This is a genomic window from Kitasatospora sp. Root107 (assembly GCF_001424875.1).
GTDB lineage: Bacteria > Actinomycetota > Actinomycetes > Streptomycetales > Streptomycetaceae > Kitasatospora.
Window position 1 is genome coordinate 156,687 of the sequence record NZ_LMCT01000026.1, and the last position, 12,991, is coordinate 169,677.

General features: G+C 71.1%; 13 protein-coding genes and 1 pseudogene. 7 read left to right on the top strand and 7 right to left on the bottom strand.

All coding sequences use genetic code 11. The features are described from left to right. Position 1: 1 nt before the first annotated feature. The 3 genes from ASC99_RS22995 to ASC99_RS23005 are packed head-to-tail and all read right to left on the bottom strand — an operon-like array spanning position 2 to position 2,326. A complete protein-coding gene (locus ASC99_RS22995) occupies positions 2-1,723 on the bottom strand; it encodes an urease subunit alpha (protein WP_057235181.1) in 1,722 nt (573 codons plus the stop codon). Beyond that, complete coding sequence (locus tag ASC99_RS23000; protein WP_057235047.1) at positions 1,716-2,027, bottom strand: urease subunit beta; 312 nt, start codon at positions 2,025-2,027, stop codon at positions 1,716-1,718. The genes ASC99_RS22995 and ASC99_RS23000 overlap by 8 nt, the downstream gene beginning before the upstream one ends. Further along, on the bottom strand, positions 2,024-2,326 hold the full coding sequence (locus ASC99_RS23005) for an urease subunit gamma (protein WP_057235049.1): 303 nt from the start codon (positions 2,324-2,326) through the stop codon (positions 2,024-2,026). The genes ASC99_RS23000 and ASC99_RS23005 overlap by 4 nt, the downstream gene beginning before the upstream one ends. Before the next feature lie 360 nt (positions 2,327-2,686). On the opposite strand from ASC99_RS23005, the gene ASC99_RS23010 reads away from it, so the two are divergent. Next, positions 2,687-3,925, top strand: coding sequence for a glycerophosphodiester phosphodiesterase (locus ASC99_RS23010; protein WP_082598552.1), 1,239 nt, complete (start codon positions 2,687-2,689; stop codon positions 3,923-3,925). A 124-nt stretch (positions 3,926-4,049) separates the two neighbouring features. On the opposite strand, the gene ASC99_RS23015 is transcribed toward ASC99_RS23010, so the two are convergent. Next, the gene (locus ASC99_RS23015; RefSeq protein WP_057235051.1) at positions 4,050-5,447 is read right to left on the bottom strand and encodes a hypothetical protein; all 1,398 of its coding nucleotides are present in this window, start codon (positions 5,445-5,447) and stop codon (positions 4,050-4,052) included. A gap of 116 nt (positions 5,448-5,563) precedes the next feature. Beyond that, a complete protein-coding gene (locus ASC99_RS23020; RefSeq protein ID WP_057235053.1) occupies positions 5,564-6,724 on the bottom strand; it encodes a DUF3103 family protein in 1,161 nt (386 codons plus the stop codon). A 263-nt stretch (positions 6,725-6,987) separates the two neighbouring features. On the opposite strand from ASC99_RS23020, the gene ASC99_RS23025 reads away from it, so the two are divergent. From ASC99_RS23025 to sph, 4 genes are all read left to right on the top strand, one after another. Next, positions 6,988-7,560, top strand: coding sequence for a TetR/AcrR family transcriptional regulator (locus ASC99_RS23025; protein ID WP_057235055.1), 573 nt, complete (start codon positions 6,988-6,990; stop codon positions 7,558-7,560). Between the two features lie 73 nt (positions 7,561-7,633). Next, positions 7,634-8,371 carry an SDR family oxidoreductase gene (locus ASC99_RS23030; protein ID WP_200948383.1) on the top strand — a complete coding sequence of 246 codons (738 nt, stop codon included), beginning with the start codon at positions 7,634-7,636 and terminating at the stop codon, positions 8,369-8,371. Next, the gene (locus ASC99_RS39790) at positions 8,335-8,625 is read left to right on the top strand and encodes a hypothetical protein (protein ID WP_200948384.1); all 291 of its coding nucleotides are present in this window, start codon (positions 8,335-8,337) and stop codon (positions 8,623-8,625) included. Before ASC99_RS23030 ends, ASC99_RS39790 begins: the two co-directional genes overlap by 37 nt. 149 nt (positions 8,626-8,774) lie before the next feature. Further along, positions 8,775-9,752: a sphingomyelin phosphodiesterase gene (sph, locus tag ASC99_RS23035; RefSeq protein ID WP_057235057.1), complete on the top strand. Its 978-nt coding sequence runs from the start codon at positions 8,775-8,777 to the stop codon at positions 9,750-9,752. Here sph and ASC99_RS23040 read toward each other — a convergent pair. Both ASC99_RS23040 and ASC99_RS23045 read right to left on the bottom strand, forming a co-directional pair. Next, on the bottom strand, positions 9,731-10,657 hold the full coding sequence (locus tag ASC99_RS23040) for a virginiamycin B lyase (protein WP_235583098.1): 927 nt from the start codon (positions 10,655-10,657) through the stop codon (positions 9,731-9,733). The genes sph and ASC99_RS23040 overlap by 22 nt on opposite strands. Before the next feature lie 207 nt (positions 10,658-10,864). Next, positions 10,865-11,380 carry a putative immunity protein gene (locus ASC99_RS23045; protein WP_057235185.1) on the bottom strand — a complete coding sequence of 172 codons (516 nt, stop codon included), beginning with the start codon at positions 11,378-11,380 and terminating at the stop codon, positions 10,865-10,867. Between the two features lie 572 nt (positions 11,381-11,952). On the opposite strand from ASC99_RS23045, the pseudogene ASC99_RS41755 reads away from it, so the two are divergent. Continuing rightward, positions 11,953-12,453 (top strand): annotated as a pseudogene (locus tag ASC99_RS41755) (SMI1/KNR4 family protein); the annotation flags it as partial. Beyond that, positions 12,451-12,654: a histone-like nucleoid-structuring protein Lsr2 gene (locus ASC99_RS40950; protein WP_235502580.1), complete on the top strand. Its 204-nt coding sequence runs from the start codon at positions 12,451-12,453 to the stop codon at positions 12,652-12,654. The pseudogene ASC99_RS41755 and the gene ASC99_RS40950, both read left to right, overlap by 3 nt. Positions 12,655-12,991 lie beyond the last annotated feature (337 nt).

Sequence of the window (12,991 nt, forward strand, 5' to 3'; positions counted from 1 at the left end):
GTCAGAACAGGAAGTACCGCTGGGCCAGCGGCAGTTCGGCAGCAGGGGCGGGGGTGACGGTCTCGCCGTCGATGGTGACGGTGAAGGTGTCCGGATCGACCCGGACGTCCGGCCGGGCGGTGTTGTTGACCAGGTGGTCCTTGGTGACGCCCCGGGTGTTGCCGATCGCGGTGAACGGCTTGGCCAGGCCGAGCCGTTCGGGCAGGCCGTGCTCGATCGCCGCCGGGGCGGTGAAGTTGAGCGAGTTGGCGGCGGGGGCCCGGCCCCGGGCACCGAACATCGGCCGGGGCAGCACAGGTTGGGGAGTCGGGATGGAGGCGTTGGCGTCGCCCATCTGGGCCCAGGCGATCTGGCCGCCCTTCACCACCAGGTCGGGCTTGACCCCGAAGAAGGCCGGGCTCCAGAGCACCAGGTCGGCCAGCTTGCCGGGCTCCACCGAACCGATCTCGTGGTCCATGCCCTGGGCGATCGCGGGGTTGATGGTGTACTTCGCCACGTACCGTCGGGCCCGCTGGTTGTCGGCCCGGCCGTCGCCGGGCAGCGCGCCCCGGCGGGCCTTCATCACGTGCGCGGTCTGCCAGGTGCGCATCACCACCTCGCCGATCCGGCCCATCGCCTGGGCGTCGGAGCTGATGATGGAGATCGCGCCGAGGTCGTGCAGGACGTCCTCCGCCGCGATGGTGGCGGGCCGGATCCGGGACTCGGCGAACGCCAGGTCCTCGGGCACGTGCGGGCTCAGGTGGTGACAGACCATCAGCATGTCGAGGTGCTCGTCCACCGTGTTCACGGTGTGCGGCCGGGTCGGATTGGTGGAGCTGGGCAGCACGTTGAGCTCGGAGACCACCGTGATGATGTCCGGAGCGTGCCCGCCGCCGGCGCCCTCGGTGTGGTAGGCGTGGATGCCCCGCCCGGCGATCGCGGCCAGCGTGTCGGCGACGAACCCGGCCTCGTTCAGGGTGTCGGTGTGCAGCGCCAGTTGGGCGCCGGACTCCTCGCAGACCCGCAGGCAGGCGTCGATCGCGGCGGGGGTGGCACCCCAGTCCTCGTGGATCTTGAAGCCGAGCGCCCCGGCCCTCAACTGGTCGTGCATCGAAGCGGTGTTGACGGTGTTGCCCTTGCCGAGCAGCCCGAGGTTGAGCGGCACGCCGTCCATCGCCTCGAACATCCGGGCCAGGTGCCATGCACCCGGGGTGATGGTGGTCGCCTTGGTGCCCTCGGCCGGGCCGGTACCCCCGCCGACGATGGTGGTGATGCCCGAGGAGAGCGCCTCGTCGGCGAGTTGAGGGCAGATCAGGTGCACGTGCGCGTCGATCGCGCCCGCCGTGAGGATCTTCCCGTTGCCCGCTATCACCTCGGTCTCCGGGCCGATCACCAGCCGGGGGTGCACACCGTCCATGGTCTCCGGGTTGCCCGCCTTGCCGAGCGCGGTGATCCGGCCGTCCCTGATGCCCACGTCGGCCTTGACCACACCCCAGTGGTCCAGCACCACCACGCCGGTGATCACGGTGTCCGGTGCGCCCTCGGCTCGGCTGGTCCTGGCCTGGCCCATCGACTCCCGGATCACCTTGCCGCCGCCGAACACCGCCTCGTCCCCGCCAGCGCTCCGGTCCTCCTCGACCTCGATCAGGAGGTTGGTGTCGGCCAGCCTGATCCGGTCCCCGACCGTCGGGCCGTACAGCGCGGCGTACCGCTGCCTGCTCAGCCGCAGTGCGTACTCAGACATCCAGCCCACCCCCGGTTTCGCCGCGCAGCCCGTACACCTCGCGCCGGCCGCCGATCGGCACCAGCTCGACCTCGACCGGGATGCCCGGCTCGAACCGCACGGCCGTCCCGGCCGGGATGTTCAGGCGCAGCCCGTACGCCGCCGAACGGTCGAACTCCAGGCCGGGGTTGGCCTCGGCGAAGTGGTAGTGCGAACCGACCTGGACCGGTCGGTCGGCGCCGTTCACGGCGGTCAGCGTGGTGACCGGCAGTCCGGCGTTGAGGCCGATCTCGCCCTCGCCGTACAGGACTTCACCGGGCCTCACTGGATCGGCCCGTGCACGGTGACCAACTTGGTGCCGTCCGGGAAGGTCGCCTCCACCTGGACGTCCGGGATCATCTCGGCGATGCCCTCCATCACGTCCTTGCGGCCGAGCACCTCCCGTCCCGAGGCCATCAGTTCGGCGACGGTCCGGCCGTCCCTGGCGCCCTCCAGCACGTGCGAGGAGATCAGGGCGATCGCCTCGGGGTGGTTGAGCAGCAGGCCGCGGGCCTGCCGGGAGCGGGCCACGTCGGCGGCGACGTGGATGAGCAGGCGTTCCTGCTCATGGGGGGTGAGCCTCATGGCGCGCACCTCGGGGGAGTTCGGGTGGTGCGGGCACAGCACTGTGCCACGGGTGGGGTTTTCGGCACGGGGTCGCGGTCCGTCCGGCACACCGTAGCGGACCGGCCGGGCACGAAGCGGGTGCCGGTCCGCAGCCTTCCGGGCCATTTTTGACGACTGTTTTCCGGGTGGTTTCCGCAGGGTTTCGGATCATCCCGAAACGGTGGATTCCGACCACTCGTACGAGGCCGTCCGGGCGTGGCCTGTTTCGGCGCTGTCCGCCGGAGCTTTCCGTAAGGTTCGGCGGACGGCCACCGCACAGCGTCCCCCTTGCTCCTACCGTACGGACGGTATGCACACCGCGCCGACCCGGGAGACGACATGACGGACCATCACAGCCCTGCGAGCACCGACGCCTCGCGCCGCTGGTTCCTGCGCACCAGCGGCGCGCTCGGCCTCGGGGCCGCCGCGCTGAGCACCGCTGGTGTCGGCGAGGCCCTGGCGGCCAGCGACGGCGACGGTGAGGGCGCCGCCGCCGAGCGCCGCCCCACTGGCACCCGTCCGCCGGTGCGCACCGGCACCGGCCTGGACCGGCTGCCGCACCCGCTGGTGGTCGGCCACCGGGGTGCCAGCGGCTACCGCCCGGAGCACACCCTCGGCTCGTACCAGCACGCGCTGGACCTCGGCGCCGACGTGATCGAGCAGGACCTGGTGCCGACCAAGGACGGCCACCTGGTGGTCCGGCACGAGAACGAGATCGGCGGCACCACCGACGTCGCCGACCACACCGAATTCGCCGCCCGGAAGACCACCAAGACCATCGACGGCAAGTCGGTCACCGGCTGGTTCACCGAGGACTTCACGCTGGCCGAGCTGCGCACCCTGCGCGCCAAGGAGCGGCTGCCGCTGCAGCGTCAGCACAACATGCTGTACGACGGTCGCTGGGCGGTGCCGACCTTCCGCGAGGTCGTCGAGTTCGCCCAGCAGCGGGCCCGGGCCGCCGGCCGCGAGGTCTGGCTCTACGTCGAGACCAAGCACCCCAGCTACTTCCGCTCGATCGGCCTGCCGCTGGAGGAGCGCCTGGCCACCGAGCTGCGCCGGGCCGGTCTCGCCGGGCGCAACGGCCGGGCCATCCTGCAGTCCTTCGAGCCGAGCAGCCTCCAGCGCCTGGCCAAGCTGGTCGACAACCCCCGGATCCAGCTACTCAGCGACCGGGGCACCCAGCCGTACGACTTCGTACTCGCGGGCGACAAGCGCACCGTCGCCGACCTGGTCACCCCGGACGGCCTGCGCTGGATCGCCGGCTACGCCCACGGCCTCGGCCCCACCACCAACCTGATCGCCCCGGTCGACCCGGCCACCGGCAAGCTGCTCCCCGTCACCACGCTGGTCGCCGACGCCCACGCCAAGGGCCTCCTGCTGCACCCGTACACGCTGCGCAACGAGAACGCCTTCCTCCCCGTCGACTTCCGCCGCGGCACCGACCCGAACGCCTACGGCGACTCGATCGCCTGGGCCCGCTTCCTGATGGAGCAGGGCGTGGACGGCTTCTTCACCGACCAGGCCGACACCAGCGTCCTGGCCCGCGCCGACTTCTGGGCCGCCCACCACACCGACTGACGACCGGTCGGCCCAGCCGACCGCCTCGGGGCCCGGCACTCCATCGCCGGAAGCTGGGCTCCCGAGGCGACGGCGCACCGGAGTTCCTCCGCCCGCCACCCTCGCCGGCCTGGCGTGCGTAAGGTCAGACCGGTGCGGTCAGGGCGGGCACTCCGGCACGGTCCAGGAGCCAGTGCATGTCCTCGGCCGGGAGCTGCGGACTGCCTGCGGCGGCAACGGTGGTGTCCGAGGCCTCGATCAACTCGCGCAGCCTGGCCAGTGGCAGCCGCGGGTGCCTGGCCGCCGTACCTCGCGTCTCGGGGTCACGGCTGAGCCGGTCCAGGACCTCCGGCTCCATCTCCGGATCGCGCAGCGCCAGTCGGCGACGCTCCGGATCGGCCGAGTCGGCGAACCGGGCCGCCAGCCCCGCCGAGGGGAAGCGCTCGTGGACGACGAGCATCCGGGCGGCCCGGTGGCCGCCGCCCAGGTACAGGTCGAGCAGCAGCTCGGGCGGCGGCTCCGGATGGAACTCGCACAGCAGCAGCCGCACGGCGAAGTCCTCGTCCTCCGCGAGCCGTTCGACCAGGTCCGGCGGGAGCGTGGGGCAGACGGCGGCGCTGCGCCGCAACCACGGATGCGCGGAGGTCGCGCACCGCCGCAGCACGTCCGGGTCCTCGCGAGCCCGCCAGACCCAGTCGAGGGTGCCCAGGCGGGCCTCGGGATCGACGGCGTAGTCGATCGAGGCACGTTCCGATTCGCCCAGCTCCGCCCGCGCCGAGATCCGCAGTCGCACCTGCGGGTCCGGGTGGACCGCCAGCCGCGCCACCAGGTCCGGCGGCAGTGAGGGGTTCGCGGCAACCGCGGACAGGCGCTCGCCCTCGGCGACCAGCCGCTCGGCCAGCTCGCGGCCGAGCCGTCCGTGCTCGAGCACATCGGACAGCTGCCAGGATCCCGCGAGTTCCTCGACCAGCTGTGCGGTCAGCCCCTCGTCCTCGGGGCACGCGCGCAAGGCGGCGGCCTGCCGTACCTCCGGCTCCTCGTCCCGCAGAAGCGCCTCCCGCGCGGAGTCGGAAAGTGACCCCCAGGCCCGGCAGGACGCCCGGCGCAGGAAGGCCTCCGGACTGCTCACGAGGCCGGCCAGTACGTGCTCCGGCACGCTGCCCGAGACGGCCGTCTCACCGCGAACCAGCTCCCGGGGATGCGCGAGCAGCCGTTCGTAGGCCCAGTCGGGCAACGGCTCCACCCGGCCCCGGTACGGAGTCGGCCCGATCGCGAGCATCAGAACCGCCCTGGGTGACGGATCGTCAAGGAGCCGGGCGCGCTGGGCCGGGTCGGCGCGCTCACTCTCCCCGAAGTTCAGCCGGACCTTCAGGTCCGGGTGCGCGAGGATCGCCTCGACCACGTCCACCGGCAGGTCCCGGCGCCGCGTCACGTTCTGCCGGACGTACTGGTGTTCCTGTCCGAGCAGTCGCAGCAGCACGCCGCTCGGTGAGGCCTCGTTCCCGGACAGCGCCATGAGCACGCCCACCCACCAGTCGTCCATCCCCGCCCCGTTCCGTCGTCAACGAACGCGCAATCTATCAATGCCACGTGTGCGACGGCGGATCGGACGGTGAGCGCCCCGGCCGCCTGCCGCAGGGCAGGCGGCCGGAGCCGGGCTCAGAACTGCTGGACGAAGTACGGCTCGACAGTCATCCAGCCGTTGCCGCGAGCCCCGTTGAGGCGGCCCGAGCTGGTGCGGGCGAGGGTGTACCAGGACTCAACGTAGTCCGGGTCGTCGGTCCACCACGACTCGGGCAGAGCAGCCAACACGGCGTTCACCAGCGGGATGTAGGCGCCCTGGTCGGCGATGGTGAGCAGGACGGCGGCGACGGCCTGGGCGAGGGCGAGGTAGTTGGTGTCACCGTCGTCCTCCATCAGGACGACGTCCGCCAGGTTGTACTTGTAGCTGGACCAGTTCACCAGGATCTGGTTCGGGTAGTAGGTGGTGCCGTCGTACTGGAGGTACGGCATGGCGACCGAGTCGACCCGGACCTTGCCGTCCTGGCCGAAGCCACTCACCAGGGCGAACATCTCGGCGGCGCCCTTGAACCAGGGCTCCTCGTCGTCGTTCACCCGGACCGAGGTGATCTTGGTGCCCCACCAGCCGCCGGCCGCCTGTGCGGCGGCAGCCCCTTCCGTGGACGCCGCCGGCGTCGCGGCACCGAGCCCCCGGGCTCGCAACTCCCGCTGGAGCACGTCGATTCCGGCCGTCAGGGTCTTGGCCACGTCGAGGTCGACCAGGTAGACCGGCCGGGCAGGCAGAGTCCCGGTGTCGAGGGTGTGCACCCGGCCCGTGGTGTCGTACGCGCGCACAGTGCGGGCGTGCTCGTCGGTGGCGGCGGTCGCCACCAGCGGTGCGGCACCGGCATCCACGGCGGCCCGCATCGAGGGGTCGGCCAGCTGGACCCGCAGCAGCGGGCCCAAGTCCGAGCCGAGCCCCTTGGCGGTGGCGATGCCGCGGTCGGCCCGCGCGGTGCTCTCGGCGAGCCTCCGGGCGGCGGGGCCGGGGACGGCGGCGGCCAGCGGGGCGAGCGCAGTGGGGGCGCCGTCGGCGGTGGTCGTGGCGCGCAGCCGCTCGCGCAGGGCGGGGTCGGCGAGGGCGGTCGCCAGGGTGCGGGCGACCTCGTCCTCGATCACCGACACCCGGGTGGCGACCGGGGCCTGACCGACCGTGGCAGGAAGCGGAGCAGGTTCGGCCAGGGCCTGACCGGTGCCGAGCGCGAGAAGGGGCAGGGCCACGAGGGCGACGATGGTGCGCCTCAGGCGGAAGTGGGGCATGCGGGATCTCCAGACTCGTCGGGTGAGGTGTCGGAGCATCGGAACGCGGTGCGGTGGAGCGTGCGGAACAGCGCCGTCGCGGTCAAGTCGCGTCGGCGCCATGACAAGTGAAGGGCCTCCCCGGCTCCGGATCAACCCCCGTACGGCGAACTGCCGGTCCGTACCGCGTGAACGCAGCGCGGCCGCCGCCGGGCCATCAGCACCGACCCCGGCCGCCCGAGCCCGATTGACCAGAATATGCAGACCGGTCTATTCTCCCTGCCATGGGAGCCAAGGGTGATGAGACGCGGGCCCGACTGGTGCGTGCCACCCGGGATCTGTTGGAGGCTCAGGGGTACGCCGCCACCGGGCTGAATCTGGTGCTGGCCGAGAGCGGGACACCACGCGGCTCGCTGTACTTCCACTTCCCCGAGGGCAAGGACCAGTTGGTGGCCCAGGCGCTCACCGAGGCCGGGCGCGAGGTCGGCGACCTGATCGAGCTACTCCAGGACACCCGGACGGCGGGGTCGGCCCAGGTGATCAGCGCGCTGATCGGCCTGCTCGCCGACCGGATGGAGCAGTCCGACTACCGCAAGGGCTGCCCGCTGGCCACCGTCGCCCTGGAGGTCTCGGCCTCGAACGAGCCGCTCCGCCGCCTGTGCGCCGACACCTACGCCGCCTGGCAACAGGCCCTGGCGGGGCTGCTCGTGACGGAGGGTCACTCCCCCGCCCGAGCGGATGCCGCCGCCGGCGGCGTGCTCTCCCTGCTCGAGGGCGCCCTACTGCTGGCCCGGGTGCAGCGCAGCCGCCTGCCGCTGGACCAGGCCGCCCGCTCGGCCGAGCTGCTGCTCGCCTGAGCCCGCCCCGGGCCACCACCCGCGCACCTCCCTGTCCATAAATTATGTAGACCGGTCTATTCAAGGAGAACGCATGACCGCGACCACGCTCGTCCTCGGCGCCAATGGCTTCATCGGCCGCTGGCTGGTGCGCGAACTCCTCGACCAGGGCCACCCGGTGGCCGTCGGCGTCCGGGCCGGCCGGGACACCGAGCTCCGCCACTGGCTGAGCGGGCACGGCACCGCGACCGACACCCTCAGCACGGTCACCGCCGACATCACCCGCCCCGACCTCGGCCTCTCCCCCGCCGACCTCGAACAGCTGGCGGACGTCCGCGACATCCACAACCTCGCCGCCCGCTTCCGCTTCGGCCTCCCCCAGGACGAGGCCCGCACCGCCAACCGGGACGGCGCCGTCCACGTGCTGCGCTGGGCCGCCGCCCGGCCCGCCACCCGCCGCCTGGTGCACCTCTCCGGCTACCGGGTCGCCGGCCACCCGTCCCCCCTGCCCCCGGCCCACGCCGCCCGCCTGTACCGCCGACTCGGCGCGTACGAGGCGTCGAAGATCGAGGGCGACAGCGCCGTCCGCGCCCTCGCACCCGAACTCAGCGTGCCGCTCAGCGTGGTCAGCCCCAGCACCGTGATCGGACACTCCGTCACCGGCGAGGCGGGCCAGTACATCGGCCTGGCCCCGCTGGTCGAGCAGCTGTACCGGGGCCGCCTCCCCGCCCTCGCCGCGCCCGCTTCCTGGCCGCCGTCCCGCAGCACGACCACGGCCCACTGCACCAGCACACCGTGCTCGACCCGGCCACCCCCGAACTCCCGGCCCTGATCGCCCTGTTGGCCGACCACCTGGGCGTCCGCGCACCCCGCCTGCGAGTCCCGGTCGGCGTGGTCCGACGCCTGCCCCGTGCTCTCACCGGCGCCGACCCGGAGACCCTCTCGTTCCTCTCCGAGGACCGCTACGACACTGCCTCCGCCGACCGGCTCGCCACCACCGCCGGACTCAGCCACCCACCGGTCGCGGACGCCCTCCGCCGCTGGGCCGACCGCCTGGTCGCCGACGACTTCGGCCACAACTCCTGATCCCCAAGTACGTACCTGACAGTAGGTCTAGTTCAAGCCGAGTTCATCGAATGCTCTCCCGACGTCTTGAAGCACGTGAACAAGCCCGAGTTGACTAGCCAACACCTCGTCGCTTGACGAGCCCCCGTCACCCTCATTCCGGAGCTTCGATGCCCCACACGTCCGTCCGCCGCGCGGCCGCCCTCGCCGCGGCCGCCCTGCTCGGCTCGCTCGCCGTCGCCCCCGCCGCGCAGGCCGAGCAGGCGCCCGTCACCGTCGCGCCGCTCAAGGTGCTGACCTACAACACCTTCCTGATGAGCACCAGCCTCTACCCCAACTGGGGCCAGGACTACCGGGCCAAGGAGATCGCGGCGGCGTCGTTCTTCCAGGGCAACGACGTGGTGGTGCTCCAGGAGGCGTTCGACAACGCCGCCTCGGACAAGCTGCTCTCGCTGGCCAAGGCGGCCTACCCGTACCAGACCCCCGTGGTCGGCCGCTCCACCAGCGGCTGGGACGCGACCGGCGGCAACTACAGCTCCACCACCCCCGAGGACGGCGGGGTGACGCTGCTCAGCAAGTGGCCGCTCCTGCGCAAGGAGCAGTACGTCTTCAAGGACGCCTGCGGCTCTGACTGGTGGTCGAACAAGGGCTTCGTCTACGCCGTACTGAACGTCAACGGCCAGCGCACCCACGTGCTCGGCACCCACCTGCAGTCCACCGACACCGGCTGCTCCAGCGGCGAGCCCGCCACCGTCCGGGCCGCCCAGCTCAACGCGATGAAGACCTTCGTCGACAACAAGGGCATCCCGGCGAGCGAGCCGGTGATCATCACCGGCGACCTCAACGTGAACTCGCACGACTCCGAGTACCCGTCGATGCTCAGCAACGGCAACCTGGCCCCGGCCACCAGCCGGACCGGCTGGGTGAACTCCTTCGACACCGTCGACAACTCGATCGCCGCCTACCGCTACCCGGGCGAGCCGAAGGAGGACCTGGACTACGTGCTCTACCGGGCCGACCACGCCCGGCCGCAGAGCTACACCAACGAGGTGCTGCGCTTCCACAGCAAGCCGTGGACGGTCAGCAGCTGGGGCAAGAGCTACACCTACAGCGACCTCTCCGACCACTACCCGGTGATCGGCGGCTGAACAGCCCGCTGAGACCGACCGCCGGTCGGGCCGCCCACCACCACACGGCGGCCCGACCGGCGCCCCGGCCCCTGGGCGATGCCGTGAGGTTCCGAGGACGAGCTGGGGAGATCGTGCTCGTCGATCCGGCCGTCGGGGGTGATCCGACCGATCCGGTTTGCCCCCCACTCGGTGAACCAGCAGGCCCCGTCCGCACCGGCCACGATGGCGTGCGGACGTGCCGCGCGGTCGGGCAGGGCGAACTCGTCGATCCTGCCGTCCGGCGTGATCCGTCCGATCTGGCCGGCCCCGATCTCGACGAACCACATCGCGCCGTCGGCACCGGCGGTGATGCCGACCGGGGCGCTCGCCGGGGTCGGGATCGGGTAGACGGTGACATCACCGTCGGTGCCGATGGCGCCGATCGCGTTCGCCTGGTTCAGCGTGAACCACATCCTGCCGTCCGACCCGGCCGCGATGGCCGACGGGAAGGCTCCCGAGAGCGCCAGCGGGAACTCGGTGACGTGGCCGTCGGGCGTGATCCGGCCGATCCGGTCGACGTTGGCTTCGGTGAACCACAGCGCGCCGTCGGGGCCCGTGACGATCCCGAACGGCCCGGCATCCGGCGTCGGCACTGGGAAGAACGTGACGTCCCCGGTGGTGGTGATGCGGCCGATCCGGTGACCGCGGAACTCGGTGAACCACAGGGCGCCGTCGGGTCCCGCTGTGATGACCGACGGTCCACCGGTGGCCGGTTCGAGCTGGTGGGAGGAGACCTCACCGTCGGCCGTGACCCGGCCGATCCGCCCGTGGTGGACCATGGTGAACCACAGGGCGCCGTCCGGTCCGGCCGTGATTCCGTACGGTCCGGCCGCGCGGTCGGAGACCGGGATCTCCGCGATCGAAACGGTCGGACGGCGCGGCATGGGCAGGTCCCTTGATCGGTGGAGGACGACGGAGCCGCCCCTCCATCCGGACGACCCGTCCGGCGTGCAGGAGCAGGGCTCCCAGCCTACGGTGCGTCAGGAAGGGGCACAGTCCTCGAGTGCGCAGCCCGGCCCAACGCCCCTCCACTGCAGGGCTGCATTGGATGCTCGATTCCAAGGGGCAGTGCAGACAAGCCGTCACGCCCGTCAACAGTCGAAAACCGACCAGCAGATCTCGTTTCGCAACCGCTGGTCATCCAGGACGAGTTCACGAATCACATCCGGAAGCTGTTCGCGCTGCCAACGACACTCGAGCCTGCCGGCGCTCTCGCCCTGGTGTCCGGGGGCCGCCGCACGCACGGCCTTGATCGCGTAGGCCGCAGCGCCAAGCTCGTGTGCGGCGACATGCGCCACCACCGCCGCCTGGCCGGCAGCATAGGCAGCGTGCCGAGCGGCTCCACTCAACTCTCTTGCCGCAGCCATGGCATGGCCACCCGCAGCTCGGGATCGGGACATCATGATCTCGCCGCGCGTCCATGCCCGAATCTGCTCGATCGCCTCGCGGGGTCGCGGGTCCGAGGGCTGTGCCGACTCGAACAGGTGCAAGACGTGCTCCGCGCACGTGGCAGCCCACAGAGCGAGGAGCCGATGGTCGGAGTCCGTAAGCGTCCCCCCACGGCGGATGGTGATGAAGCGGGGGTCACGATCTTTGGGAAGGATCATGGTGTTCCAGGTGATCGGCTGCGCGTATAGGACGAGAGCGTCCAACGTCGGTGTGTGAAGACGCAGTTGGACACCTCGCAACCGCACTCTACCGAAGGCGTCTCCAGTGAAAACGGCCTCGGCATCAGCCACGGTGCGCGGGGCACTGCTCCTCGAAGGCTCCCTGTCGGCGGCGAACTGCTCGTTTCGCAGAGGACACGGGTACACAAGCCCACCGCGGGCAACCGCGCGACCCACGGCTCGGTCCCCGACTTCGCGGACCGTTCATGGCGCGGCCCGTCGACGCGCTCGTTCTCGGGCCTTCCCTACCGCTTCGGTTTTCGGGGTGCGGCTGGTGATCTGGACACCGTCGTACCAGGTCTGCACGGCGGACTGTCCCGCGTACGGGCTTGGGCCGCAGCAGCATGGAATCCCAAGGGGGTCGATGTCAGTGCAGCCACGTACGGTCTGCCCATGGATGATCAGCGGTCGCCTTCATTCTCGATAGACGACGTCAGAACCTTGGATCCCGCCCTACGGTTCCGGGAGGCCAGCAACCCGGGCGGACGTGCTCCTTCCGTTGGGGATCTCGCATGAGCGAAATACCGGCGCACGGGGCAGAGGACGTGGGCCAAGCGTGGGGCCGAATCACCAGCTGGCTCGAACAGAATGCTCCCGGCGTCTTCGCCGGCCTTGGCGGCCCGGGCAGCCCGACAGCCATCAGCGATGCCGAAGGGCGCATGGGCCTGAAGCTGCCGAGCGACATGCGACAGTGGCTGATGGCGAACGACGTCGGTGCTGGGAGGCAACCCGACGTGGGCTCGTGCCTGGTGGCGCTGGGATGTGCGGGAGTTCTCTCCAGCGGCGGCCTCCTTCTGGGACTCACGGACATCGAGCGTGTCTACCTCCACAAGATGGGCATCGAGGAGATGGAGCCCTCCGAAAACCCGGACTGTCCGTCCTGGCGCCGTGAGTGGGTGCCGATCGCCGCAGAGAGTGACGGCTTCTACGGACGGTTCCTGAACACGCGCACCGGAAGCATCGGGTCCTGGAGCGAGGGCTCCGACCCTGAAGAGGGAAGGTTCACCTCGTTGTTCGCCTTCTTTCAGGATGCAGCGGACCATCTGGAAGGGGTCTCCTCGAGCAACGCACGGGAGACCGCCGGGGGCCATATGCACGATCGCGGTTCGGAGGACGAGGCGATACGACTCTGGGCCCGCGCAAACGGCTTCCTCGTCAATGACAGGGGACGCGTCCCTGCCTCCATCCGCGAGGCGTATGAAGCATCCCTGTGAACCCCACGGCCGCGAAGCGGCTGACCAGGACTGCGGCTCACAAGCGGACCGGTGCCCTGGGTGGCTCCTGACGCCGTCAGTCCGCACCGTCCTCGTCGGCTTCGAGTCCCGGTCCGTCCGGGCCGCGCAGGGGCCGCAATGTGCCGACGGCCAGGGGAAGACGGTGAAACCCCCGGATCTCGTGACCCTCTGCGCAGAGTTGTGGCGCGACTCCTGCACGGTGAGCTGCCGGGGCTGCGTACAGCGCTGGGCCCGCCCAGGCGGACTACCCGGCCTCGCGCTTCAGCTCGACCAGCAACGATGACCACGACTCAGTGCCCGGGTGTCGCGCGCCTCG